Raw genomic sequence first — 22,324 nt, 5'->3', positions numbered from 1 at the left:
AAAATCAGTTCATGTCTTCAGGACTGGGCATCCAGACAGGTCGCCTCGATCGAACAGCGATAGCTGTTCTGACGACTGCCGCTGGCCGTCACCTTGTCGATTGACCAACGACCGCGCATGAAATCGGGCCACGTACTGTCCAGCAGCACCAGACCTTCGGCGGACAATCCCGGATTGCCGGGGCAGTCGATCTTCACCTTCAATGCTTCACGCATCATGCGGCGCACCTCGCCTTCACCGGCGGCCCGGGCATCGCCTGCGCTTTGATAGCGTTGCCGAAGGGTCTTGAACGGCGCGATGCCGCTTTCCTCGACACGCACCTTGCCGGCGGCTGCATCCCACCAACTGGTCTTGCAGCCCTGGTACTTTGCCCGCGCGGTTTCTTCGAGTGTTGCCGCGATAAAAGACTGCTCGCCTGGACGATTGTTGGTCGTCACAGAGAGCTTGATGTCCGGCATGACGTGGCCCGACAGCGACTTGGCTTGACCACGTCGTGCCAGCACATACAGATCGTTGATCGGCTTCGCGACCCCGTCATGGAGACAGGCAAGCCGGGTCAGAAACCCCATGTCTGTTTCGTTGGACTGGTCGATATGTTCAATCTTGATCTGCGCCAGATCCGGGGCCACCCGCGGTGAAAATCCATGCCTGGAGGTCAACTGGCGAAACAGCGTCCCCACCGTTGTCGGACCGTGGCTGACTGATCGGCGTTGCTTGAAGCCGGTCTCATCCGCGGCACTGAACGGTGCCGCCGTGGCCACCAGCGTCATACGCAGGGGAAACAGCGTCGGCGTACGCCGGGTAACGACGAATTCACCCTTATCAACCAGGCCCGACTCCACATAGCCCACTCGCAAGCCGATTTTTCCGCCCAGGCTCGGTAATCCTTCGAGCCCTTCCAGGTTAATTGTAAGCGTCAGTTGATCGGACTCTATCCCTGCCGCATCGATGTGCTGCCATGAAATCAGTCGCTCGTTGAGCAGCGCAGCGTTCGCGCCGTAAACCTCCACCGAGGGTGTGAAACCAAGTGACATGTTGCCTCCTTAATCCCAAGCCGAAGCCGGCTTGGGTGCGATGGGTTTTGAACCCAGCTCGGGCAGGAGCACCCGCACGCCCGCCGGCAATACCGGGCCATATTCGGCGAGCCCCGGATTGAGACGCCAAAGCGCCTCCTCGGCGACATCGTCACAACGCTCAAGCGCCCGGTACAGCAGCAGATTCACCGAATCACCGGCAATACTTCGAACATTACGCATTGGCGAACTCCAATAAATCGATGGCCCACTCGACCACCATCGCAGTGCCGTCATCAATCACACAGCCCTGGGTTTCCGACACCGTGATGATCTGCCACAGACCCCAATTGCGGCTGATGCCGTCAACCAGCGGCACAGGGACGCGCAGCGCCTGCAATGCACGCAATTCGTCAAGCCGATCCATCGCCGTCGCGTACATCGATTTGCCCGATATCTTCAGCGTTTGCAGCCCTTGGCCGGTCTGACTCGAGATGGGTTTACCGGTGACAATGTCGATGCTTTTCCAGCCACCATCCGCCCCGCGCGCCAAGCTGCTGTAAGCGAAGTCTCTGGACAGGCCGAAAATGAAATTGCCCAACACCATTTGCTGACGCATCAGGTACCTCCGTCGGTCAGGGCCGCGTCACTTCGCATGGAGAGTGAGTTGGGCAGGGTCATAAGTCCGAATTGGCCGGTAATCTGCTGTACCACCAGGTTCGCCAACTGACTGGCGCTGGCCTGATCCTGGCCATTGATGTAGATGTTCGCCGTCATCGAGTTCTGCTGATTGCTCGTCCGGGCGCTGCTCAGGTCTTTGCTGACCTGATCCGGAGCGGCGAGCTGGTCGGCAGGCGCGGCGAGTTTTTCACCCAGCCAGCTGCCCGACTCCCCACCGATCCAGCTCCCTGCCAGTCCGCCGACGACTGCGCCTACCGCTGCGCCAATGGCTGTGCCAAGGACCGGACCAAACAAGGTACCCACAGCAGCGCCCATGGAGGCACCTGCCGAAGCCCCCGCCCAGCCACCGCCAGCGGCTCCCAGGCCAGTGCCGACCCTCTTGAGGTCGCCGTTCATCGTGCCTTCAATCACATCGGGGGCGGCCTCTATCGCAAATGCTCCAGGTAAAAAACGCTTGGATATGCCTAATGGAGAAATGCCTTTCAGCGAATCGCCGAGAAGACGGGGAGCCCCGCCGCCCAATACTCGCTTGGCCGCCTGGCTGGTCATCTCATCCTTTACGGCGTTGAACAGTGCCCCCACCAGCGGCTTGATCGCTGCTGCAACCAGCACAATTGCAGCAGTGGCTTTAGGCGAGGTTTCAGCAAATTCACTCAAGCTATCAACCAGCGAACCAAGTGCGTGAATCGAGCTATCCGTCGCAGGTGCCAGCGCATCGCCCGTGGCCACCGACAGATGATCGGTGCGTGCATTCAAGACGTTCAACTGGCCTTGCCGGGTTTTCGACAGCGCGAGTGCGTCTTGCCTTACTGAGCCCTTGTCACCCAGTTCCGACGTGGCGTACTGGGTTTTGTCTTTCACCTGCCAGAACGCGGCATTCACGTCGGCAAGGTTTTGCGCCATGCGCAATGCCGCCTCATCACCATTACCAAACAGGGTGGTGGCAAGCGCCGGGCGTTTCTCGGCAGGTTGCGCGTTCAAGGCCGCGAGCACCGACATCACCGTGCCGGGTGCCGCATCCTTGTCACGCAAGCCGTTCGCCACCGCTTTCGGCTCCAGACCCAGCTGCTTCCAGGCTGCCTGCTCGGTTTTTGAGACCTGATCCCCCTTGCCCATGGCAGTAGCGATGTCTTTCAGTGCTACGCCGGCTTCAGCCTTTTGCGTACCGGTGTTCAACAATGCCGTCGTTAACGCGGCGGCTTGCGCGGGTGCCAGTCCTGCTGCAGCGCCACCATCACGCTGCAAGACGGCGCCGATGTCAGCTGCTTTCGCACCACGGGGTATCTTGCCCAACTGGTTGACTGCATCCGCCAGGTCAAAGGCTTGAGCACCGTTGAGCTTCATGGAGGTGCGCCAGTCGACCATCATCTCTGCGACATCCATGGCCGGCATTGTGAACGCCGACGCGGCGACGCCAGCGTCACTGGCGAAGCGCAGCAGCTCAAACTGTCGGTCCGATGCATTGGGCAGATCGGCAGCGATTCCTGCCTTGGCGGCCAGACTTCCAATCCGCACCAAATCAACTGCTTTTGTCCCTCCGGCCGCCACCAGCGGAGCGCTGGCGATGTGCTGGGTTGCCTGCGCCATCTCTTCGCTCTGGCGCGGGGTAAATTGGCCTGCCTGCTTCAGATCGGCCCTGGCCGAATCCATCGCTATCGAGGGTTTAAGCAGGTCCGGCGGTTCGACACTGATACCCGACTTGCCCGCACTCTTCTGCTCGCAGGTCGACTCACACTTTTCACTGGCTCCCGTTGCCTGCGACAACAAACGTTGCGACGAGAGTTTCAAGGTCAACGACTCAATAGCCTTCGTCAGCAGACCGAGCTTGAGCCCGACGTTTTCCAGGGCCAGACCGAGGCCAGGCATTTGATCCCTGGCGGAGGGCCCCGTACCTTGTGCTGACATAACGCTCGTGACTGCGGTAGTCAGGCTGGTATTTGCGAACGCCAACCCACCGTTATCGATGGCTGCGTATTTAAGTGAATATCTATCGTCCGCCATCCCGCTCTACTCCTGTTTCACGCCAAGGCGAGTGATCGCGATGTCGTAGCGGCGCAATGCCTTGCCGGCGTTCCATTCGAGAATTTCCGCCTCACTTACCGGGTAAATGAGCGGCACCACATCGAGGATTACTTCGATGTCGCGCTCCGAAAGTAGTCCGCCGGTTTGTTTAAAAAATCGTCGATGCGTACCTGAAGCTGTGTCCAGTCGGGCACGGTCAACAGGTCCAGATCGGGAATCATCAGGCCGGTGCAGTGAGCGGTGATGAACTCGGCGCGTTCTTTGGCCGTTTTCAGTTTTTTCATCGCCTTGGTGGCGCGCAGTACCGGCATTTCCAGGGTGAGCGAAGTCAGGCTGCGGCCCGCTGCGTTGAGCGGTTGCAGCAGTTGCACTTGATCGGGATCGTCCGATGCGGCGTCAGCTTCGCTGTCCTGCTGTAGAAAATACGACGCCGGGCGAGTCGACATCTCATGAACGTACTGCGCGATGCTCACGTAGTCCGGGCGTTTGAGCTGGTCGAGTTCCTTGACCGACAGGCCGGTGGCCAATTTGGCCAGCTCGAAGAACTGATCGTCTTCATCATCGCCGGCACGGGCCAGGGCTTCCTTCTGCGCGGCGTAATACAACGGTTTGAGCTGGATCTGCTCGATCTCGGATCCGTCATCACCGGTAATCGGTGACAACAGTTCATGCTTGGGTGGCATCCAGGACATGGAAGAAATTCCTTGGTGATTCATGGAGGGGTGCTGCGCAGGGAGCTGTTCGCCACAATCCTTGCGGGAGCGAGCCTGCTCGCGATAGCGTCGGGGCAGTCAACAATGGTGTTGAAAGTAAAGCCCTCATCGCGAGCAGGCTCACTCCCACAGGTAGTGCGCCTTGGCGGGACCTGGTGTTACGTGATCAGCACAGCGCGGCGGGCGCTGCCGAGAATGTCGACGCCGTTGAGCACGAACTTTTGCGTGCGCACGTCGATGTCGATCACCGGAATACCGTTTTCGAGACGGTTGTAGGTGCGGCAGGAGAGTTCGAGCGTGGTGATGGGTTTTTCACCCATCTTGAGAGCTGTTTCGACCAGGGACTTCAGCTTGCCGCCAACGGTGTGGTAGGTAAACCAAGTGTTGCCATCCTGATCCTGACCGGCCTCGCGCACGTTCAGCAGAATGTCGTCTCCCAGTTTCACACCCAAGGCCAGCATCACCTCCGGCCCCATGCCTTGCAGGACCAGATTAGCCGTCAGCACAGTGCCGTTCTTGATCATTTCCTCGCCGATAAAGCGTCCGCCTGTCATGGTTTCCATTCCGAACTCGATCTTCGGCGGAGTAAAACTTTCCACCGTCGCCGACAACGGCAGGCCTTGCAGGGTGGCCGCGATGGCCTGTCTTACGCGGTTGGTAAACATTAGAGAACGTCCTCCAGGAACTGCTCGATGATTTCATCGCGGGCGTTGAGTTGATAAACCATGTGTTCGTTCGGCGCGTAGCGGCCGTAGTCGATGACGATGAACCAGGTGCCGTTCTTGTATTTCTCGACACTGTTCAATTCCGGGTGCAGGTACACGCTGCCGCCGGGAATGGTTTCGTCGGCGACCAGGGTTTGCAGCCAGTCGTTGATGCGCTTGACCTCCTGATCCATGAACGACTTGGTCAGATTTTTGGCCATGGCTTTCTGGCCGGCCTTGACCAGCTTGCGGCTGATCGCATCTTCGAGGCCGACGTAGCTGATGAACTTGCCGGTGATGGAGCGGTTACCCAGCAGCGAGAAGCCACCGAGGATGGTCCGGGCGTAGTAGCTGATGCCGTAGCGGTTGAGCAGATCGCCTTCGGTGGATTTGTCGAGGATGTTGTATTCCACGACCCGCGACACGTCTTCGGCGAAGGTCACCTGGTTGCCCGGGCTTTCCCATTGCTTGACCTTGGCCAAGGCGGCGATGGCCAGACTCGATGGCGACAGGAAGACGTTTTTCTTCGCTGCCTTGGAGTACACCGACGGCATGTTGTGCACCAGCAGGCAACGGTCAAAACCGAGGTCCGCACCGCCCAGTTCCTGGCTGTAGGTCACTTGATCGGCCACCGCGGCGTCCTTGCCGTCGAGCACCACCCGCGCCTTGATGCGCTTGCCGAACGAAGCGAATTCACTGGCCACGGCTTTGGTGCCGGTGAAGCCTGGCGCACCGATGATGGTCAAGTCTTCGGGCACGCCGCTCAGTGCGGCCAGGCCCAGTTTGCGACCGGTCAGAGGCTCGACGCCGCCGATCACGTTATTCAGAGTGTCCGCCGGGGTTGCGCCCTCTTCGACGATGACCACGTAGACCGGCACCTTGACCACTTTCAGGATCTGGAACACCGCGTGGAACAGCGTGCCCGACTCAGTGCCGGTCGGATCGAGCAGCGCCTGAGTGGTGAAGCTGTTGATGCGGAAAGGGGCATTGCGCGGAATCAGCGGATCGGCCTTCGGCGCGGTGCCGATCAGACCGATGACGTTGTCACCCAGGCCGCCCATGGCCTCGGGGGATTCAGTGGCATTGACGGTAATGCCGTTGTGCTCGAAGTTCAGAACCTCAGCCATGGTTATTCAGCCTTCTTGGCAGCGGCCTTCACGGCCTTGGTGGATGTGGATTTCAGCTCCAGGCGACCGGCGCTGAGCAGTGCATTGGCCTCGACGTCGAGCAGGTCCAACTCTTGGCCGGAGGCGGACCAGTGACCGCGTCCGACGGGGAACGGGACGAGGACGGTGTAGGTTTGACGGATAGACATTTGCGAATTTCTCCAGACGCAAAAACACAAAAACCCCGTCATGGGGGTGTTGTGCGGGCGAAAAAAAACCGCTTTCGCGGTGGGGGGTTACTTCACGAAGGCCGGGAGCTCCGGCCACACCAACTTGTCAGGGTGTTCAGCCATTTCAGGAATATCCCGCAGCGCCTTACGGTAAGCGGTGACCTGGGCCAGCTGGGCAGCAGTGACCGGATAATCCGGCAACTGGGTAAAATCCGTCGCGCGCAGAAGCTGATCGCGACGGGTACGAACCGCCGCCCATTCGATTTCAGGCAAAGGCATTGCGAGCGGCAATTGCGTGCTGCTGATGACAGGTGTATCAGACATTATTAATTCCTTAACTAAATGCTACGGTTTCAGCGAGCGACAACTTGGTTTTAAGATCACCCAAATTAAACAAACGTCCGTTACCCACTCGCATGGTGTCGATGCGTACTGTTGTGTAATAAATATTCGGGATCAGAATACGCATAATAACGTTCCCATTAGAATCAGCATAAACAGCAGGTGCCATGTTGCCGAACGTCGAAACGTTTTGCAGTGTACGAGTGGGTTGGTAGCAATAGCCAACCAGCGTCTCTTCAATGATCTTTGCAGTTCCGTAGCTGTAACCCTTGATATTGAACCAGAACATCTCCGAATTGACGTTGATGTTTAGCGGCACTTTGAAATGCATGTAGACATTGGCGCTGATGCCGAGGTCGGTCGAAACAAAGTCGCCCTGCGAGCCCACGGTCTGTACACCTCCCGTCCCGGTGACAAATCCTTGCAGCAAATTACGGCGAATCGTGCCGAGTGCTGCCGGGTCCCCTTCAACGTCCTTGAGATTGCGCCATTCATTGAATTGGCTCAATGCGGTGGCCATGGTGCTGTTGATGCTGCCAATCTTTCCATTGACGACAGTGGTCAAGTTATTGGCCGCCGTCACCAGCGATGCGACAGTAGTTTCTAAACTCACGTTTCAGATTCCTATGCAATTAATCAGGTCGGCATAGTATTCAGGTACAAATACTTTCCATGTGGACACTTCGTATCGTCTTACTTGGTTTGCAGCGACATCACTCGAAGCAACAACTCGACATGGCGTGCCATGTTGTCAATGTCGGCACAGGCGAGTGCTGTAAACTCCTCGCTCAACAGGATGTTGAGGTTTTCCGACCCCACAATCACCGTTACACTTTCCGCTGGCAACGGTGAAACATCCAGCGTGAACTTTTGTAGAACACGAGCGGCGGCGGCCTTATACGTCAGCAACTTGCCGGCAACGGAATAAACCGCCAGCAAAGTACCGCTGGCAAGGTAGAAGCCAAATTCACCAATTTCATATTCGTCGGGGCCACTGAACAGCGCCCCCATCCTGAGCTCCCCGATGCCCAGGTCCTCATAATCAACAATTGCCACCCGCTGGCGCTCATCACGAAGGGCCGTTTCCGAGCCATTCGGGTCATAGCGAGCCGTGCCGGCCCCGATATGGGTAATTTCTCCTTTCAAGCCTTGGTTCTTTGCCTGTAACACTTCTGCCAGGCCGGCGGAAGTGAAGCGAACCAAGCGCGTAATTTCATCTGTCATGGCAGCGCCTTGAGGTCGTCGTTCGTTAATGTTTTAGCGCCAGGAGGCCCCGGCGCAGGTAAGTCCGGCCCTTAACCTTGACCGGGCAATGCGGCGCGAAGAGGCAACTCGCCATCTGAAAGCGGTGCCCACATCGCACTGCTCCACACCAGCGAGCCGCTGAGTTTTACGTCAGGCAAAGCGACTGGCTGACTGTCGTCGCGGATAGTCAGCCCAGCATCGGTCGCGGCAGTCATCCGCAAACCACCGTGTGTTTCATGAACGATGGTGATGGTTGCTTCGTCGCGCTCGCTTTTGGCCGCATTGATACGGCGTATCAAGCGTTTGTGATCGCCGCTAGACCAACTGCGCCCGATAGTTGCCTGTACGTCGAAGGTATACGGAGTACCGCGCGGTCGCTGCTGGTACCAGGGCGAGATGTAGGGTGTAAACCCCATGGACTCGACGGCGTGACTCAACGCTTTGTCAGTGCCGGCCAGGCGCTGGATTTGCCAGGAAAGTTCAACCGTCAGGCGTTTTTCTGATTCGCTGGCGTCGGCGTCCCACTCGCCGACGCCACGATCCAGCGCAAGATAAGGAAGGAACGCAAAGGGCGTCGTGGCTGGCTCCATCAACTCCGGAAACGGAGGCGCGATACGATCAAGCAATGTGCCAAAGCCGAGATCGAGGGCTTTTTCCAATGGTGAGCTGTTGGCAGGTAGCAGGCTCGGACGAGGCGAGTCATCACTCATAACGTATTCACCTCGACCTCGACGCCCGTGCAAAACGGTGCCTCAAAGGCGGTTGTCACAATCGGCTCGACCGGTTCGAGAATCTCAAGCTGAACCGCGCCGGCACTGTGCAACGTGTAGTCGATCCAGCTCGGATCCACCCGTCCTTCCAGTCGATGACAGGCATCGGCATACGCTTGCAACTGCTGTTGCGCAGCCACCTTGGTCAACCCGGAATCAGGCCCGGCGTTGATCTTCGCCACGACCCGGATTTTGTAAGTCTTGATGTGCGCTCCCTGCACCGTGACAAGGTCCGTTTCGGGGCGCACATCAGGCCGGGCGAAATGCTGCCGGACGCCATCAAGCAGTGCTTCGGATGGCGTGCCATCACCCTCGCGGGCAAGTACGGTGACCATCACTTCGCCGGGGGCGGTGCGGCGTCCATTGCCGTCCTTGACCTGGGCCGCGTAGCCGTCCGGGTCAAACGTGTAGGTGACCGTCACCACGCCTGCGGCGGTGGTTTGCACCTTCACGGAGGGTCGCTCACCGAGGGTGAACACCTCACGACGGTATTGCATGCGCGACCCGGCCGCCGGTGCATGGGGGGCCAGGTAGTAACGCAACCGGGCGTCATCGTCGCTTTCATAAACCGGAGCCACGGGCGGAAATGCAGCCGGATCGCCCGGTTCCAGCAACTGTCTTTCAAGGCCCATGTCCGCCAGTCGCGCGTCGAGATTGCTACCGGTCGCCCACCACGCCAGCATCTGCTTGATGCGGGCGTTGTACTTGCGTTCGTGGATTTGCAGACGCACACAAAAGGCTTCAAGGGCCAGGGTCAGCAACTCGCTTTCGTTGTCGAGGCTGACTTTGAGTTTTGCCGCACGCTCAGGAGAGCGGGCTGCGACGTACTCGACGACAAACGTCTTGAACTCCGCGAGCAAATCCTCGAACGCTTCGACGGTGACGATCGCAGGTTCGGCCAGTTGATTCTGGCCAGGGATCAACATACTCATGTCACCACCTCAAATGTCTGGTTACGGTTTTTCCAGAGGCCGGCGAAGCGCAACAGCAGCCCTGCCCCGTGGCGGCTGGCAACAATGACCTGAGGCTGGAAATCGCCAATGCCGTTCTGCTGGTTGTAAAACGCCTGCGCCGCATGGCTCTGGGCAAGCATCAACAGGTCGTCGCCGAGGTTCTGGCCCAGCAGGTCCGGGATCAGGGAGCCGTAAAAAGGGCGTTTCTGGCGAGTGCCCAAAGGAGTGGTCAGCGCCCGGGTTGCGCGCTGTACGAACTGCAGCCAGTCGTCGACCGTTGCTCCGGTGTTTCTATCGATTCCGATCATGGAAAACTCTTTATGCAGTGCTAATGACTCGACCCTGGTGATCCACCAAGGGGCCGCTCAGGTGCACACCGGATGCGTCGAGCAGTAAACCGGTCGCGCCAAGTTGCAGTTGGATCGCCTCAGGCGTCATGACCAACCGGGCCGGGCCGATGCTCAGCTCGAGCGATTCGCGAGTGCCGGTAAATGCTGCCGGGGCGTTTTGCCAGCGCAGGGTATGACTGGCGTCGTCGTAGCCACTTTCGGTGCCGTCCTGATAGCGGCGACGCGTCAGCGAAGCCTGCGTTGAGACCGGCGGAAACTGGCCACCATTGAGGCCGAACAACGCAACGGACTGACCGCTGCTGTCGCCGCCGCCATGGTTCAGCAACACGCACTGTTCACCGACGGAGGGAATGCGCGACTCGCTTTGAGCACCGGCACTCGGGTTGAAAAAGCGGATGGCCGGGGTCAGCAACTCACCGTGGCGGACCCTGCACGTGTTGCTGCTCGCATCGACTTCCTCGCACACGCCAATGCGGCAGAGGCTGTCGGCACGCCGATGCAGGTCTTCGATCTCGGCTTCCATTTCGGCCAGACGCTCGATGATCGGGCCCAGTTGCTGGTTGAACAGTGCATCGAACATGGATTACGCCTCGAGTGGCTGGTACTGGTCCGGATCGTCAATGTTCGACACCTCCCAGGTACCGGCGAATTTCGGAGTGCCCTCCGGGTCGTCCAGCAACAACGGGCCGAGGTACAAAGTCTGGGTGAAGGAGACGGTCCAGGTGGCGTATACCCGGACGCCGCTGTTGAATGTGGACGCAATGCCATCGATACCCATCGGCAGATCGCATTGATCGGCGGGCAGTTTCCAGCGGTTGTCAGTGATCAGGTGTTTAAGCTGGCTGCCCATATCGCAGGCGGCCAACGCGGAAACGGGCGACACGACCTGCAGAGAAACTGTCATTGCATGAGCGATGCGTCCGTCATTGCCACGGTCACCGGGTGCGTCGTGTTCCAGTGCAATCAGAACCGAGGCGGAATCGTCCGTGCTGTCGAAGTCTTGATGACTGGTTACTTTCAAACCTGCAAATGCAGTGCGCAGCGCCTCGGTGATGGCGTAAACCAGCTGCGAAGGTTTTTCGATGATGGCGGGCATTAATGGCCTCCTGTTCCTTTTGCAATGCGAAGATCAACGAGGCCTGCTCACTGTCGATCAGGGCCAGAGTCGCGCGGCGGCACCTCGCAAACACCTATCCGCCTGGCAGCCCAGCGCTCATAAAGTCCGATGGCCACGTCCGCCCCGGCCATCGCTGTCAGACAGCCAAACGCACCAGCGGCCCACATCGACATACCCGCCGCGTACAGCAGCATGATGGCCGACACCCCGCAGATCATGCAGGCTCCGGATCGCAACGCCAGGCGCCGCAGCAGCGACCAGCCGCGGGCGCCCTCCTTGTCAGCGCGCCACATTTCGCCGGACACCCCACCCACCAGCGCGAGGACGATGAGTAGCCAGACAGGCATGTCCAGCAACGCTTGTTGCTCGTTTGTCATGTCACGCCTCCCGGGGTGATTGATGCGTGCTTGAACGGCACGACGTGAAAAGGCCTTGAAAAAAAACCCGGCGAGCGCCGGGTTCTTCGGTAATGCATTGCTATCCGTTGCAATGGCTTGAACGTACTGATGGATTACCAGGGAACGACAGGCCAATTGATGTTTCGCGGATAACTCGGTTGATTTTTCACTTCACTCACTGCAACGAAATATTGTTTGTATGCCAGCAGCAACGCTTCGTCCGATGGTGTGGCGATGCCGAGATCAATTTTGTATGGCAAAGGATTGAACATCAGCCAACGGCCTGCTTCTTCCAGCAGTTGCTGTGTGCGACCAAGCGCCTGATTGAGCAGCTCTTCGTAAGTCGGTTCGGTAAATGTCCAGACACCGTTGATTTGCTCTGCCTTCCATCCCACTTGAACGTCCGTGTTACCCGTAACATCAGCCCATACAACCCAAGGGACATTTGGATCGTTTGCTGGCATGGATTGATCACTGTCCATGATCTGGACGACCTTCCCAATGCCCCCGTCTACTCGTGCATATCGATACATCGTCTTACTCCTTATCTGTGATTTGCAGCGGATGATGCCTTTACTTCTGCGCACCTGATCGTGCAACGACAGTCCCTTCGCACGCTTGCCCGGAGGAAGAATTCAGGTAGGCATTCCAAAAAGCCCGGCGCTTGCCGGGCTTTTCAGTAATGCGGTCCTTCGCGTTGATCTTTCGGCGCTACTGGCGCGGTACGGATCCATTCACATTGTTTTTCCGACCGCGGTCCCTGCCCGCCGGATAACTGCTTCTGGTGCTTTACGCTGCACACCCGGGTCAGTTGCCAACCCTCTGAACCGTTGAGGCCGGTTCATCGCTGCCTTTGTGGTGGAACTAAAGAGCTTCGTTTCGAGCTGCTTTGTTGAGCGGCTTGAGACAAAGATTATGCATGTATGCATATACAGTCAATGCATAAATGCATTTATTTATGCGCAATGAATGCACGCGCGCATAGACATCCCGAAAACAAAGGCGCTGACGGTTTTTGGCAGGCGAAAAAAAACCCGCTCTCGGCGGGTTTTAGCGGACAGCGGTGGGGTTAACGGGCGTACATGCCCCACCAGAAAACGTGACCGAGGATGACGATTTGCTCTTCCTGGACTTCCTGGAAGGTGTAGTCCTCGTCCGGATGTTCGTCGCGATTGAAGCTGCGCAGGCGAATGCCGGTGGGCAAGCGATAAAGCTGTTTCACGCGCAACTGGCCGTTGTGGTTGATGGCATACAGGTCGCCATCAATGATGTCGCCAATCCCGCACTTCCCCGCATTCACCCCAACGGTGGCGCCATCGCGCAGCACCGGCAACATGCTGTTGCCACGCACCGTCACGCATTTGGCCTGATCAAACTGCACACCGTTGTGGCGCAGACTGCGCTTGCCGAAGCGCAGGCTAGAGCGCTCGCTTTCTTCGATGACGAATCTTCCTGATCCAGCAGCCAATTCAACCTCGCGAAGAAAGGGGACCGACACCTCGTCATCATCGACGGGCGTATCGTCGTCCCACAGACTTATGTCCTTGAGTTCGGAATGCAATTGATCGCGCCCGGTAGTGGCGGTGGCAGCGACATCCGCACGCCCCCGCAACTGATCGGTGCTCACGGCGAAGTACTCGGCGATCTTCGAAATGTGTTTATCCGAAGGATCGACGATCTTCCCGCTGAGGATCCGCGAGAGAGTGGATTGAGGCACGCCGGTGCGACGGTGAAGCTCCGTGGGGGAGATCCCGTGCTGATCGAGCAGCGCTCTTAAGACGGTAGAAACATTGCGTTTTTGCATAACGGGCATAGTGCTTGATCTTTTTTCGGAAGACAAATGCTGATTCGCATAAAAAGTGCATAAACAGCAGAAATGTGCAGCAGGGCTTTCATGCCTGCGTCCGGCAGACCGCTCATGTTAACCTTGCGCCCATCGCGGAAAAGCCGGGCCGATGACCCTCCTTTGCCCTACACCTTTCAACGAATTTGCCTGATATCCGATGAATAAAGCACTCTCCGATCTGTCCTCCCACACGCCAATGATGCAGCAATACTGGCGCCTGAAGAACCAGCACCCCGACCAGCTGATGTTCTATCGCATGGGCGACTTCTACGAGATCTTCTACGAAGACGCGAAGAAGGCTGCCAAGTTGCTGGACATAACCCTGACCGCCCGTGGGCAGTCCGCCGGTCAGGCGATTCCGATGTGTGGGATTCCTTACCACGCCGCCGAAGGTTACCTGGCGAAACTGGTCAAGCTCGGCGAGTCGGTGGTGATTTGTGAGCAGGTCGGCGATCCGGCGACCAGTAAAGGGCCGGTGGATCGTCAGGTCGTGCGGATCATCACGCCGGGTACGGTCAGTGATGAGGCGCTGCTGGATGAGCGTCGGGACAACCTGATCGCGGCGGTGCTGGGTGATGAACGTCTGTTCGGTCTCGCCGTGCTGGACATCACCAGCGGCAACTTCACCGTGCTGGAAATCAAAGGCTGGGAAAACCTGCTGGCGGAACTGGAGCGGGTCAATCCGGTGGAGCTGATGATCCCGGATGACTGGCCAAAAGACCTGCCGGCGGAAAAACGTCGTGGGGTTCGTCGCCGTGCGCCGTGGGATTTCGAGCGCGACTCGGCGCTGAAAAGTCTTTGCCAGCAATTTTCCACCCAGGACCTGAAGGGTTTTGGCTGCGAAAACCTGACCCTGGCCATCGGCGCCGCAGGTTGCCTGCTCAGCTACGCCAAGGAAACCCAGCGCACCGCCCTGCCGCACTTGCGCAGCCTGAGGCATGAACGCCTGGACGACACCGTGGTGCTGGACGGCGCGAGCCGTCGCAACCTGGAACTGGACACCAACCTGGCGGGCGGGCGCGACAACACGCTGCAATCGGTGGTCGATCGTTGCCAGACGGCCATGGGCAGCCGTCTGCTGACGCGTTGGCTGAACCGTCCGCTGCGCGATCTCACTATATTGCTGGCACGCCAGACCTCCATCACCTGCCTGCTCGACGGCTACCGATTCGAAAAACTGCAACCGCAGCTCAAGGAAATCGGCGACATCGAGCGCATTCTGGCGCGGATCGGCCTGCGTAATGCGCGTCCTCGTGACCTGGCTCGCCTGCGCGATGCGCTCGGTGCACTGCCTGAGTTGCAAGTGGCGATGACTGAACTTGAAGCGCCGCACATCATTCAACTGGCGAAGACCACCAGCACCTACCCCGAACTCGCGGCACTGTTGGAAAAAGCCATCATCGACAACCCGCCGGCGGTAATCCGGGACGGCGGCGTGTTGAAGACCGGTTACGACAGCGAACTCGACGATCTGCAATCGCTCAGCGAAAACGCCGGGCAATTCCTGATCGATCTGGAAGCACGCGAAAAGGCTCGCACCGGCCTGTCTCACCTGAAGGTCGGTTACAACCGCATTCACGGCTACTTCATCGAGTTGCCGAGCAAGCAGGCCGAGTCAGCGCCGGCCGACTACATTCGCCGTCAGACGCTGAAAGGTGCCGAGCGCTTCATCACCCCGGAGCTGAAAGCGTTCGAGGACAAGGCGCTGTCGGCCAAGAGCCGTGCCCTCGCCCGCGAGAAGATGCTTTACGAAGCGCTGCTCGAAGACCTGATCGCCCAGTTGCCGCCGCTGCAAGACACCGCCGCCGCACTGGCCGAACTGGACGTACTGAGCAACCTTGCCGAGCGCGCCCTGAACCTCGACCTGAACTGCCCGCGCTTCGTCGACGAGCCATGCATGCGCATCACCCAGGGTCGTCACCCGGTGGTCGAGCAAGTGCTGACCACGCCGTTCGTGGCCAACGACCTGAGCCTGGACGACAACACGCGCATGCTGGTGATCACCGGTCCGAACATGGGCGGTAAATCCACCTACATGCGTCAGACGGCTTTGATTGTGCTGCTGGCGCATATCGGCAGTTTCGTGCCGGCGGCCAGTTGCGAATTGTCGCTGGTGGACCGGATCTTCACCCGGATCGGTTCCAGCGATGACCTGGCGGGCGGGCGCTCGACCTTCATGGTCGAAATGAGCGAAACCGCGAACATTCTGCACAACGCCACCGAACGCAGCCTGGTGCTGATGGACGAAGTCGGTCGCGGCACCAGCACCTTCGACGGCCTGTCCCTGGCCTGGGCCGCCGCCGAACGCCTGGCCTATCTGCGGGCTTACACGCTCTTCGCTACCCACTATTTTGAGCTGACGGTGCTACCGGAGGCGCAACCGCTGGTGGCCAACGTTCACCTCAATGCCACCGAGCACAACGAGCGCATCGTGTTCCTGCACCACGTGCTACCCGGGCCTGCCAGCCAGAGCTACGGCCTGGCGGTTGCGCAATTGGCCGGCGTCCCAAGCGAAGTGATCGTGCGTGCTCGCGAGCACTTGGGTCGACTGGAAGCCACCGCACTTCCGCATGAAGTTCCGAAGCCAGGCAAAGGCAAACCGGCCGCGCCGCAGCAGAGCGATATGTTCGCCAGCCTGCCGCATCCGGTGCTGGATGAGCTGGCTAAACTGGATCTGGACGACATGACACCGCGTCGCGCGCTAGAAATGCTCTATACACTAAAGACACGGATCTAACGCACTTGCCTGCAAGCTGTTAGAATCTCGCGCGGTTTGGGATGCTGCAGGCTAATAGCCTGGCCTGCAGACTATCGCTCCCAAACCTGGCGACCCCAACGTGAAGGGGCTCCGCTGCCGCCGCCTGAGGAGAAAATTAGAAATGACCTTCGTCGTCACCGACAACTGCATCAAGTGCAAGTACACCGACTGCGTAGAAGTCTGTCCGGTGGACTGCTTTTACGAAGGCCCGAACTTCCTGGTGATTCACCCGGATGAGTGCATCGACTGCGCACTGTGCGAACCAGAATGCCCTGCCGTGGCCATCTTCTCTGAAGATGAAGTACCTGCCGGCATGGAAAACTTCATTCAGCTGAACGTTGAGTTGGCCGAAATCTGGCCAAACATCACCGAGCGCAAAGATCCATTGCCCGATTCCGCTGACTGGGATGGCAAGCCAGGCAAGATCGAACACCTCGAACGCTGATTACCCACGCGTTCTTGAAAAGGCCCCTCGCGGGCCTTTTTGCTTTTCTGCAGGCGAAAAAAGGGGCGGTTTGACCCGCCCACATTTTTTCCCTATTCCCTGTATTCCTTTTCATCGTCCTGATGAATCGCTTCCTGCGATGTCCTTTCCCCTCATCCTTGAAGGGCGTGTCTGTCCGTCGACACAGTTCAGATACTAGAGAATTCCCCACCAACCGCAATCGGCCAAAATCACCAAAACTCTTTGTCATATACTTTTAATATTAAATAATAATCATACAAATCAACTAGATAGTTATACGAACGCAGGAAGATGGATGACTGCCACCCTGTAAAAATAACGAACACTTACGAAAGAGTAAGCCAAGACTTACAGCGCAAGACTACAAACCTGAGTCGCATGCTCCCTTCTCCCAGGCATAAAAAACCCCGAACCAGTCGGGGATTTTTTATGCCTCTCAAGCTTGTCGCTTACTGAAACAGCGACTCGCTCGACAGGCCGTTCTTCTCGAGAATCTCCCGAAGACGTTTCAGGCCTTCCACCTGAATCTGTCTGACCCGTTCCCGGGTCAAGCCAATTTCCAGGCCCACATCTTCAAGCGTACTGCTCTCGTGACCGCGCAGGCCGAAGCGGCGTACCACCACCTCGCGTTGCTTGTCGGTCAGTTCCGAAAGCCATTGATCGATGCTCTGTGACAGGTCGTCGTCCTGCAACAGTTCACATGGATCGGTTGGGCGGTCATCAGTGAGGGTGTCCAGCAGGGTTTTATCCGAATCCGGACCCAGTGAGACGTCGACCGAAGAAACCCGCTCGTTCAAGCCGAGCATGCGCTTGACCTCTGCCACTGGTTTTTCCAGCAGGTTGGCGATTTCTTCGGGTGAGGGTTCGTGATCGAGCTTTTGAGTCAGCTCCCGTGCAGCCCGCAGGTACACGTTAAGCTCTTTGACCACATGGATCGGCAACCGGATGGTCCGGGTCTGATTCATGATCGCGCGCTCGATGGTCTGACGAATCCACCAGGTAGCGTAGGTCGAAAAGCGGAAGCCGCGTTCAGGGTCGAACTTTTCCACTGCCCGGATCAGTCCGAGGTTGCCCTCTTCGATCAGGTCCAGCAGCGACAGCCCACGATTGACGTAACGTCGGGCGATTTTCACCACCAGCCGCAGGTTGCTTTCAATCATGCGCTTGCGCCCGGCCGGATCACCACTTTGCGACAAGCGCGCAAAATGAACTTCTTCTTCCGGGGAGAGCAATGGGGAAAAGCCGATTTCATTGAGGTACAGCTGCGTGGCATCGAGTGCCCGCGTGTAATCGATGTACTTGTGTTGCTTTAACGAAGCGGAGTGTTTGGATTTGGCACGAACGGAAGGTGGAGCAGCCCCTTCATCATTCGACATCGAATCCGTACCGATGCCGGTCTCCATAAGGAGAACCTCATCGTCGATGTCAAACTCCGGCACTTCTTTACTGAGAGCCATTGTTATAGTCCTTTGGTGAGTTCGACCTCAAGCTCAAGCGGCGCCTTTATCCTTGGCAACGCTGGAGCCTGTCCCCTCTACGTGACGGAACAGGCTGGAAACAAATCAACGACGTGGCAGGAACTGCAGTGGATCTACAGGTTTACCTTGTCGGCGAATCTCAAAATGCAGCTTCACCCGGTCTGTACCCGTTGACCCCATTTCGGCAATTGTCTGTCCGACCTTGACCTGCTGCCCCTCCCGAACCAACAGCCTGCGGTTATGTCCGTAGGCACTGACGTAGGTGTCGCTGTGTTTGATGATGACTAATTCGCCGTAGCCCCTTAAGCCACTCCCGGCGTATACCACCGTCCCATCAGACGCAGCTAAAACAGGCTGTCCCAAATCCCCGGCGATATCAATTCCTTTATTCAAACTGCCGTTTGAAGAGAATTTTCCAATCAGGATGCCATTAGAAGGCCATCCCCAGCCGGTCGGGGCCGGACCGGCTGGGGGCATCGGAGCAGGGGTCGGCTTGCTGCCGACGGACGGTGCAACCACCGTTGTGCTCGTAGTTGCGCCATTCGGCTGGCGCCGGATTACCGTGGTTTTCAGCGTCGACGAAGGCGTTGAATCGGTAGCGCTCGCCATCGGTGTCGGGGTTGAACCGGTGCGACCATCGAAGCGAATTGTCTGACCCGGATGGATCGTATACGGCGTAGGAATATTGTTCCGTGCGGCGAGGGCTTTGTAGTCCCAGCCGTAGCGAAAAGCGATCGAGAACAACGTATCTTTTGGTCGAACGACATACTGACCCGTGGTCACCGCCGGACGCTGGGCGACACCTTTGTTGCGATCGACGACACGCACGTCACTCGTTTTGGAACTGGAGCAACCGACCAGCAAGGTGCTCAAGACGAGGCCAGTCACCAGGCGCTGAAAACTCTTTGTACCCATACGCTGCGCAATGACTGTGAGACTCACCCGCCGCTCCCTTTGTGGTGGCTGAAATTGTGGATTGCCGTGTTTCGGCACGAAATGTCGCAAGTATAACGGGCCGGACGGGCTTTACCTTTAATGAAGCGAAAACGCTTCGCGCACACGTTTGCTGCCCGCCGATGAATCCCGTTTAACACATCGATCCCGCTGTAAGACCCGGGCAATCGAAGAGAATTCAGCGCGCCTGAACAAATGCTCAGGCGAGCGGCCCGTTGAGCAGTGGCACGAAGCGCACCGCCCCCAGAACACGACGGGAAAAGCCTTGTTCTTCGCGGATGATCAGCATCAGTTGCTGCACCTCACCGGAGCCGACAGGAATCACCAATCGCCCCCCTGGCGCCAGTTGATCGAGCAGCGCCTGAGGTACATCGGTGGCCACTGCGGTGACGATAATGCCGTTGTACGGCGCCAGTGCCGGCCACCCTTCCCAACCATCGCCCCAGCGAAACACCACGTTGCGCAGGTTCAGTTCCACCAGGCGTTCCTTGGCCCGGTCCTGCAAAACCTTGATGCGCTCCACAGAGAACACCCGTTCAACCAGCTGCGACAGCACCGCCGTCTGGTAGCCCGAGCCGGTGCCGATCTCCATCACCTTGTCCAACGGACCGGCCTCCAGCAGCAGTTCGCTCATGCGAGCCACCATATAAGGCTGGGAGATGGTCTGGTTGTGTCCGATCGGCAGCGCCGTGTCTTCGTAGGCGCGATGAGCCAGCGCTTCGTCGACGAACAGGTGACGCGGTGTACGACGGATGACTTCCAGCACCTTGGCGTTACTTACGCCCTCTTCATACAGACGCTGAATGAGGCGTTCGCGGGTCCGTTGCGAGGTCATGCCGATGCCGCGACGCAGCATGTCGTCTTGTTCACGAGCCATTAGCGCAACCCCTCCAACCAGCCATCGAGACTTCTGAAGGCATCATTGAAGGTGCGATCCAGTTGCAGCGGGGTAATCGATACATAGCCCTGCATCACTGCATGGAAATCAGTGCCCGGGCCGCCATCTTCGGCGTCCCCGGCGGCGGCAATCCAGTAACCGGATTTGCCGCGAGGGTCGACCACTTTCATCGGCGCCGCCGCGCGTGCGCGGTGCCCGAGGCGGGTCAGCTGGATACCGCGAATGTGATCCAGCGGCAAATTGGGAATGTTCACGTTCAATACCGTGCGCGGTGGCAAGTCGAGGTCAGCGTGGGCCTCGACCAGTTTGCGCGCAAAGTAAGCGGCTGTGGGAAGGTTCTCCACTTGCCGTGAGACCAACGAGAAGGCGAACGAAGGACGCTCAAGGAAACGTCCCTCAAGTGCCGCAGCGACGGTGCCGGAATACAACACGTCGTCACCCAGGTTGGCGCCCAGGTTGATGCCGGAAACCACCATGTCCGGTTCGCGCTCCAGCAAGCCGTTAAGGCCAAGGTGCACGCAATCGGTCGGTGTGCCGTTCAGGCTGATAAAGCCGTTGGCCAGGGTTTGCGGGTGCAACGGACGGTCGAGCGTCAGCGAGCTGCTGGCGCCGCTTTTGTCCTGGTCCGGGGCGATAACCACGCATTCGGTGTAATCCGCCAGCGCAGCATAAAGCGCGGCGAGACCGGGTGCGGTTACCCCATCGTCGTTAGAAATCAGAATACGCATGGGCTGTCCGTCTGCCCCACCGGCACCAGATCAACAAGCTCGCGCACCAATACGGTGGCAAAGCATCCGGCCGGGAGGACGAATTCCAGTTGCAGAATGTCAGGCTCGGGATAATGCCACGTCAACCCACCAATGGGCAGCCGCAGGATGCGACGTTCGTGGCTCATTCCGGCGTTAATCAACCAATCGCGCAGATCCGCTTCGCGCGCGGCGATTGCCTGCTCCAGTACATGGACAGCGCCGGTCGCCGGCGAGTCACCTTCGCCCCACTGAGGACCGGTCGGGTGCAGGTCGAGAATCGCCAGGCGCGGGTCGCTGCACTCGGCTTCACCTGCCGGAAAAAAGCTGCGGCTGTCGGTGAAGGCCAGCAGGTCGCCCACCTGCGCTTGCTGCCAGGTGCCATCGGCCACACGCGCCGCCAACACCTGGTTGAACAGAAAACTGCGGGCAGTGGAGAGCAGACGCGAACGTACATTGCGCTGCTCCGGCAACGCTTTACGCGCGGCCCAGGCTCGGGCATCGACCACGTTGCCGCCGTCAAAGCCGAAACGCTGGGCGCCGAAATAATTCGGAATTCCTTGCTTGGCGATCAGTTGCAGCCTCGCTTCGATGGCTGCTGCGTCGCCAGCAAATTGCGTCAGGCGCAAGGTGAAGCCGTTGGCCGAATGAGCACCGCGTTGCAGCTTGCGTTTGTGCCGACCGGTCTTGAGGATTTTCAGCGTGTCATTTTCGGCCGCGGACAAATCAGGATCAGCCTTGCCCGGCAGTTGCACGCTGAACCACTGGCGGGTCAACGCCTGGCGATCCTTCAGGCCCGCATAACTGACGGTGCGCAATGGCACACCCGCCGCCTTGGCGATCCGCCGTGCCGCTTCTTCGGTGTTCAAGCCGCGCTTTTCCACCCAGATCCACAGGTGTTCGCCATCACCACTGAGGGGGATATCGAGCACTTCATCGACCTGAAAATCTTCCGCCGTGGCTTTTAAAACCGCGGTGCCGAGGGCTTCACCATAGGCCCGTGGGCCGAGCAATTGCGCTTCGTTCATGCGCGCAGCAACAAGGCAACGGAATGCACGGCAATGCCTTCTTCGCGACCGACAAAGCCGAGCTTTTCGGTGGTGGTAGCTTTCACGTTCACTTGATCCAACTCAACTTGAAGATCCGCGGCAATCAGCGCGCGCATCGATTCGATATGCGGGGCCATTTTCGGCGCCTGGGCGACGATGGTGTTATCGACGTTGCCGACTTTCCAGCCTTTGGCGTGGATCAGTGCGACGACGTGACGCAACAGCACCCGGCTGTCGGCGCCCTTGAATGTCGGGTCGGTGTCCGGGAAGTGCTTGCCGATATCACCCAGCGCCGCGGCGCCGAGCAAGGCATCGCTCAAGGCGTGCAGCAGGACGTCACCGTCGGAGTGAGCGAGCAGCCCGAAGCCGTGTGCAATACGCACGCCGCCCAGAGTAATGAAATCGCCTTCAGCGAAACGGTGCACATCATAGCCGTGGCCAATACGCATAAAAAAACGCCCCGATTTTTGTCAGGGCGTGATTCT

The 22,324-nt window shown here is 58.5% G+C and carries 27 protein-coding genes; 2 read left to right on the top strand and 25 right to left on the bottom strand.

All coding sequences use genetic code 11. From position 1 onward, the window contains the following. Positions 1–17: 17 nt before the first annotated feature. From ACYZT8_RS05895 to ACYZT8_RS05805, 19 genes are all read right to left on the bottom strand, one after another. Positions 18–1,034 (bottom strand): phage late control D family protein, encoded by a 1,017-nt coding sequence (locus tag ACYZT8_RS05895; protein ID WP_461979955.1) that lies wholly within the window; start codon positions 1,032–1,034, stop codon positions 18–20. Between the two features lie 9 nt (positions 1,035–1,043). Beyond that, the gene (locus tag ACYZT8_RS05890) at positions 1,044–1,256 is read right to left on the bottom strand and encodes a tail protein X (protein WP_461979954.1); all 213 of its coding nucleotides are present in this window, start codon (positions 1,254–1,256) and stop codon (positions 1,044–1,046) included. Beyond that, positions 1,249–1,632 (bottom strand): phage tail protein, encoded by a 384-nt coding sequence (locus ACYZT8_RS05885; protein ID WP_461979953.1) that lies wholly within the window; start codon positions 1,630–1,632, stop codon positions 1,249–1,251. Before ACYZT8_RS05885 ends, ACYZT8_RS05890 begins: the two co-directional genes overlap by 8 nt. After that, positions 1,632–3,560, bottom strand: coding sequence for a phage tail tape measure protein (locus tag ACYZT8_RS05880; protein ID WP_461979952.1), 1,929 nt, complete (start codon positions 3,558–3,560; stop codon positions 1,632–1,634). Before ACYZT8_RS05880 ends, ACYZT8_RS05885 begins: the two co-directional genes overlap by 1 nt. Positions 3,561–3,823: 263 nt before the next feature. After that, entirely contained in the window at positions 3,824–4,408 is a 585-nt protein-coding gene (locus ACYZT8_RS05875; RefSeq protein ID WP_461979951.1) for a phage tail assembly protein, read from the bottom strand. A gap of 179 nt (positions 4,409–4,587) precedes the next feature. Then, positions 4,588–5,094: a phage major tail tube protein gene (locus ACYZT8_RS05870; RefSeq protein ID WP_461979950.1), complete on the bottom strand. Its 507-nt coding sequence runs from the start codon at positions 5,092–5,094 to the stop codon at positions 4,588–4,590. Continuing rightward, on the bottom strand, positions 5,094–6,260 hold the full coding sequence (locus ACYZT8_RS05865) for a phage tail sheath protein (protein ID WP_461979949.1): 1,167 nt from the start codon (positions 6,258–6,260) through the stop codon (positions 5,094–5,096). Before ACYZT8_RS05865 ends, ACYZT8_RS05870 begins: the two co-directional genes overlap by 1 nt. 2 nt (positions 6,261–6,262) lie before the next feature. Continuing rightward, positions 6,263–6,448: a hypothetical protein gene (locus ACYZT8_RS05860; RefSeq protein ID WP_461957464.1), complete on the bottom strand. Its 186-nt coding sequence runs from the start codon at positions 6,446–6,448 to the stop codon at positions 6,263–6,265. 87 nt (positions 6,449–6,535) lie between these two features. Next, positions 6,536–6,793, bottom strand: a complete 258-nt coding sequence (locus tag ACYZT8_RS05855; RefSeq protein ID WP_461979948.1) for a tail fiber assembly protein — start codon at positions 6,791–6,793, stop codon at positions 6,536–6,538. A gap of 10 nt (positions 6,794–6,803) precedes the next feature. Beyond that, a complete protein-coding gene (locus ACYZT8_RS05850; RefSeq protein ID WP_461979947.1) occupies positions 6,804–7,424 on the bottom strand; it encodes a hypothetical protein in 621 nt (206 codons plus the stop codon). An 80-nt stretch (positions 7,425–7,504) separates the two neighbouring features. Further along, positions 7,505–8,035: a hypothetical protein gene (locus ACYZT8_RS05845; protein WP_461979946.1), complete on the bottom strand. Its 531-nt coding sequence runs from the start codon at positions 8,033–8,035 to the stop codon at positions 7,505–7,507. A 71-nt stretch (positions 8,036–8,106) separates the two neighbouring features. Next, positions 8,107–8,766 carry a phage tail protein I gene (locus tag ACYZT8_RS05840; RefSeq protein ID WP_461979945.1) on the bottom strand — a complete coding sequence of 220 codons (660 nt, stop codon included), beginning with the start codon at positions 8,764–8,766 and terminating at the stop codon, positions 8,107–8,109. Further along, positions 8,763–9,758 carry a baseplate J/gp47 family protein gene (locus ACYZT8_RS05835; RefSeq protein ID WP_461979944.1) on the bottom strand — a complete coding sequence of 332 codons (996 nt, stop codon included), beginning with the start codon at positions 9,756–9,758 and terminating at the stop codon, positions 8,763–8,765. The genes ACYZT8_RS05840 and ACYZT8_RS05835 overlap by 4 nt, the downstream gene beginning before the upstream one ends. Beyond that, complete coding sequence (locus tag ACYZT8_RS05830; RefSeq protein WP_461979943.1) at positions 9,755–10,087, bottom strand: phage baseplate protein; 333 nt, start codon at positions 10,085–10,087, stop codon at positions 9,755–9,757. The genes ACYZT8_RS05835 and ACYZT8_RS05830 overlap by 4 nt, the downstream gene beginning before the upstream one ends. Positions 10,088–10,097: 10 nt before the next feature. Then, positions 10,098–10,709, bottom strand: a complete 612-nt coding sequence (locus ACYZT8_RS05825; RefSeq protein WP_461979942.1) for a phage baseplate assembly protein V — start codon at positions 10,707–10,709, stop codon at positions 10,098–10,100. 3 nt (positions 10,710–10,712) lie between these two features. Continuing rightward, on the bottom strand, positions 10,713–11,225 hold the full coding sequence (locus ACYZT8_RS05820) for a hypothetical protein (protein WP_461979941.1): 513 nt from the start codon (positions 11,223–11,225) through the stop codon (positions 10,713–10,715). A 47-nt stretch (positions 11,226–11,272) separates the two neighbouring features. Then, positions 11,273–11,623, bottom strand: a complete 351-nt coding sequence (locus ACYZT8_RS05815) for a phage holin family protein (RefSeq protein WP_461979940.1) — start codon at positions 11,621–11,623, stop codon at positions 11,273–11,275. Between the two features lie 134 nt (positions 11,624–11,757). Further along, positions 11,758–12,126 carry a tail fiber assembly protein gene (locus ACYZT8_RS05810; RefSeq protein WP_461979939.1) on the bottom strand — a complete coding sequence of 123 codons (369 nt, stop codon included), beginning with the start codon at positions 12,124–12,126 and terminating at the stop codon, positions 11,758–11,760. 587 nt (positions 12,127–12,713) lie between these two features. After that, positions 12,714–13,448, bottom strand: a complete 735-nt coding sequence (locus ACYZT8_RS05805; RefSeq protein WP_461982376.1) for an XRE family transcriptional regulator — start codon at positions 13,446–13,448, stop codon at positions 12,714–12,716. Positions 13,449–13,647: 199 nt separating this feature from the next. On the opposite strand from ACYZT8_RS05805, the gene mutS reads away from it, so the two are divergent. Beyond that, a complete protein-coding gene (gene mutS / locus ACYZT8_RS05800) occupies positions 13,648–16,227 on the top strand; it encodes a DNA mismatch repair protein MutS (RefSeq protein WP_461979938.1) in 2,580 nt (859 codons plus the stop codon). A gap of 142 nt (positions 16,228–16,369) precedes the next feature. Continuing rightward, positions 16,370–16,693: a ferredoxin FdxA gene (gene fdxA / locus ACYZT8_RS05795; RefSeq protein WP_109628227.1), complete on the top strand. Its 324-nt coding sequence runs from the start codon at positions 16,370–16,372 to the stop codon at positions 16,691–16,693. A gap of 470 nt (positions 16,694–17,163) precedes the next feature. On the opposite strand, the gene rpoS is transcribed toward fdxA, so the two are convergent. The 6 genes from rpoS to ispF all read right to left on the bottom strand — a co-directional run bounded on the left by rpoS (position 17,164) and on the right by ispF (position 22,288). Then, positions 17,164–18,171, bottom strand: coding sequence for an RNA polymerase sigma factor RpoS (rpoS, locus tag ACYZT8_RS05790; RefSeq protein WP_056856224.1), 1,008 nt, complete (start codon positions 18,169–18,171; stop codon positions 17,164–17,166). Positions 18,172–18,276: 105 nt separating this feature from the next. Continuing rightward, positions 18,277–19,134: a peptidoglycan DD-metalloendopeptidase family protein gene (locus ACYZT8_RS05785; protein ID WP_461979937.1), complete on the bottom strand. Its 858-nt coding sequence runs from the start codon at positions 19,132–19,134 to the stop codon at positions 18,277–18,279. A 211-nt stretch (positions 19,135–19,345) separates the two neighbouring features. Continuing rightward, positions 19,346–19,981 (bottom strand): protein-L-isoaspartate(D-aspartate) O-methyltransferase, encoded by a 636-nt coding sequence (locus tag ACYZT8_RS05780; RefSeq protein WP_172901226.1) that lies wholly within the window; start codon positions 19,979–19,981, stop codon positions 19,346–19,348. 41 nt (positions 19,982–20,022) lie between these two features. Continuing rightward, positions 20,023–20,772, bottom strand: a complete 750-nt coding sequence (gene surE / locus ACYZT8_RS05775; protein ID WP_131059177.1) for a 5'/3'-nucleotidase SurE — start codon at positions 20,770–20,772, stop codon at positions 20,023–20,025. Beyond that, complete coding sequence (gene truD, locus ACYZT8_RS05770) at positions 20,760–21,818, bottom strand: tRNA pseudouridine(13) synthase TruD (RefSeq protein ID WP_461979936.1); 1,059 nt, start codon at positions 21,816–21,818, stop codon at positions 20,760–20,762. Before truD ends, surE begins: the two co-directional genes overlap by 13 nt. After that, complete coding sequence (gene ispF / locus ACYZT8_RS05765) at positions 21,815–22,288, bottom strand: 2-C-methyl-D-erythritol 2,4-cyclodiphosphate synthase (protein ID WP_010462780.1); 474 nt, start codon at positions 22,286–22,288, stop codon at positions 21,815–21,817. The genes truD and ispF overlap by 4 nt, the downstream gene beginning before the upstream one ends. Positions 22,289–22,324 lie beyond the last annotated feature (36 nt).

It is taken from the genome of Pseudomonas sp. LB3P93, from assembly GCF_054898025.1.
This window is presented reverse-complemented; position numbering and strand designations above follow the sequence as displayed.

Bases quoted from the DNA above. Each gene is read 5' to 3' on its own strand.
- ACYZT8_RS05895 (WP_461979955.1), bottom strand. From the start codon at position 1,034: ATGTCACTTGGTTTCACACCCTCGGTGGAGGTTTACGGCGCGAACGCT.
- ACYZT8_RS05890 (WP_461979954.1), bottom strand. From the start codon at position 1,256: ATGCGTAATGTTCGAAGTATTGCCGGTGATTCGGTGAATCTGCTGCTG.
- ACYZT8_RS05885 (WP_461979953.1), bottom strand. From the start codon at position 1,632: ATGCGTCAGCAAATGGTGTTGGGCAATTTCATTTTCGGCCTGTCCAGA.
- ACYZT8_RS05880 (WP_461979952.1), bottom strand. From the start codon at position 3,560: ATGCCTGGCCTCGGTCTGGCCCTGGAAAACGTCGGGCTCAAGCTCGGT.
- ACYZT8_RS05875 (WP_461979951.1), bottom strand. From the start codon at position 4,408: ATGTCCTGGATGCCACCCAAGCATGAACTGTTGTCACCGATTACCGGT.
- ACYZT8_RS05870 (WP_461979950.1), bottom strand. From the start codon at position 5,094: ATGTTTACCAACCGCGTAAGACAGGCCATCGCGGCCACCCTGCAAGGC.
- ACYZT8_RS05865 (WP_461979949.1), bottom strand. From the start codon at position 6,260: ATGGCTGAGGTTCTGAACTTCGAGCACAACGGCATTACCGTCAATGCC.
- ACYZT8_RS05860 (WP_461957464.1), bottom strand. From the start codon at position 6,448: ATGTCTATCCGTCAAACCTACACCGTCCTCGTCCCGTTCCCCGTCGGA.
- ACYZT8_RS05855 (WP_461979948.1), bottom strand. From the start codon at position 6,793: ATGTCTGATACACCTGTCATCAGCAGCACGCAATTGCCGCTCGCAATG.
- ACYZT8_RS05845 (WP_461979946.1), bottom strand. From the start codon at position 8,035: ATGACAGATGAAATTACGCGCTTGGTTCGCTTCACTTCCGCCGGCCTG.
- ACYZT8_RS05840 (WP_461979945.1), bottom strand. From the start codon at position 8,766: ATGAGTGATGACTCGCCTCGTCCGAGCCTGCTACCTGCCAACAGCTCA.
- ACYZT8_RS05835 (WP_461979944.1), bottom strand. From the start codon at position 9,758: ATGAGTATGTTGATCCCTGGCCAGAATCAACTGGCCGAACCTGCGATC.
- ACYZT8_RS05830 (WP_461979943.1), bottom strand. From the start codon at position 10,087: ATGATCGGAATCGATAGAAACACCGGAGCAACGGTCGACGACTGGCTG.
- ACYZT8_RS05825 (WP_461979942.1), bottom strand. From the start codon at position 10,709: ATGTTCGATGCACTGTTCAACCAGCAACTGGGCCCGATCATCGAGCGT.
- ACYZT8_RS05820 (WP_461979941.1), bottom strand. From the start codon at position 11,225: ATGCCCGCCATCATCGAAAAACCTTCGCAGCTGGTTTACGCCATCACC.
- ACYZT8_RS05815 (WP_461979940.1), bottom strand. From the start codon at position 11,623: ATGACAAACGAGCAACAAGCGTTGCTGGACATGCCTGTCTGGCTACTC.
- ACYZT8_RS05810 (WP_461979939.1), bottom strand. From the start codon at position 12,126: ATGGACAGTGATCAATCCATGCCAGCAAACGATCCAAATGTCCCTTGG.
- ACYZT8_RS05805 (WP_461982376.1), bottom strand. From the start codon at position 13,448: ATGCAAAAACGCAATGTTTCTACCGTCTTAAGAGCGCTGCTCGATCAG.
- mutS (WP_461979938.1), top strand. From the start codon at position 13,648: ATGAATAAAGCACTCTCCGATCTGTCCTCCCACACGCCAATGATGCAG.
- fdxA (WP_109628227.1), top strand. From the start codon at position 16,370: ATGACCTTCGTCGTCACCGACAACTGCATCAAGTGCAAGTACACCGAC.
- rpoS (WP_056856224.1), bottom strand. From the start codon at position 18,171: ATGGCTCTCAGTAAAGAAGTGCCGGAGTTTGACATCGACGATGAGGTT.
- ACYZT8_RS05780 (WP_172901226.1), bottom strand. From the start codon at position 19,981: ATGACCTCGCAACGGACCCGCGAACGCCTCATTCAGCGTCTGTATGAA.
- surE (WP_131059177.1), bottom strand. From the start codon at position 20,772: ATGCGTATTCTGATTTCTAACGACGATGGGGTAACCGCACCCGGTCTC.
- truD (WP_461979936.1), bottom strand. From the start codon at position 21,818: ATGAACGAAGCGCAATTGCTCGGCCCACGGGCCTATGGTGAAGCCCTC.
- ispF (WP_010462780.1), bottom strand. From the start codon at position 22,288: ATGCGTATTGGCCACGGCTATGATGTGCACCGTTTCGCTGAAGGCGAT.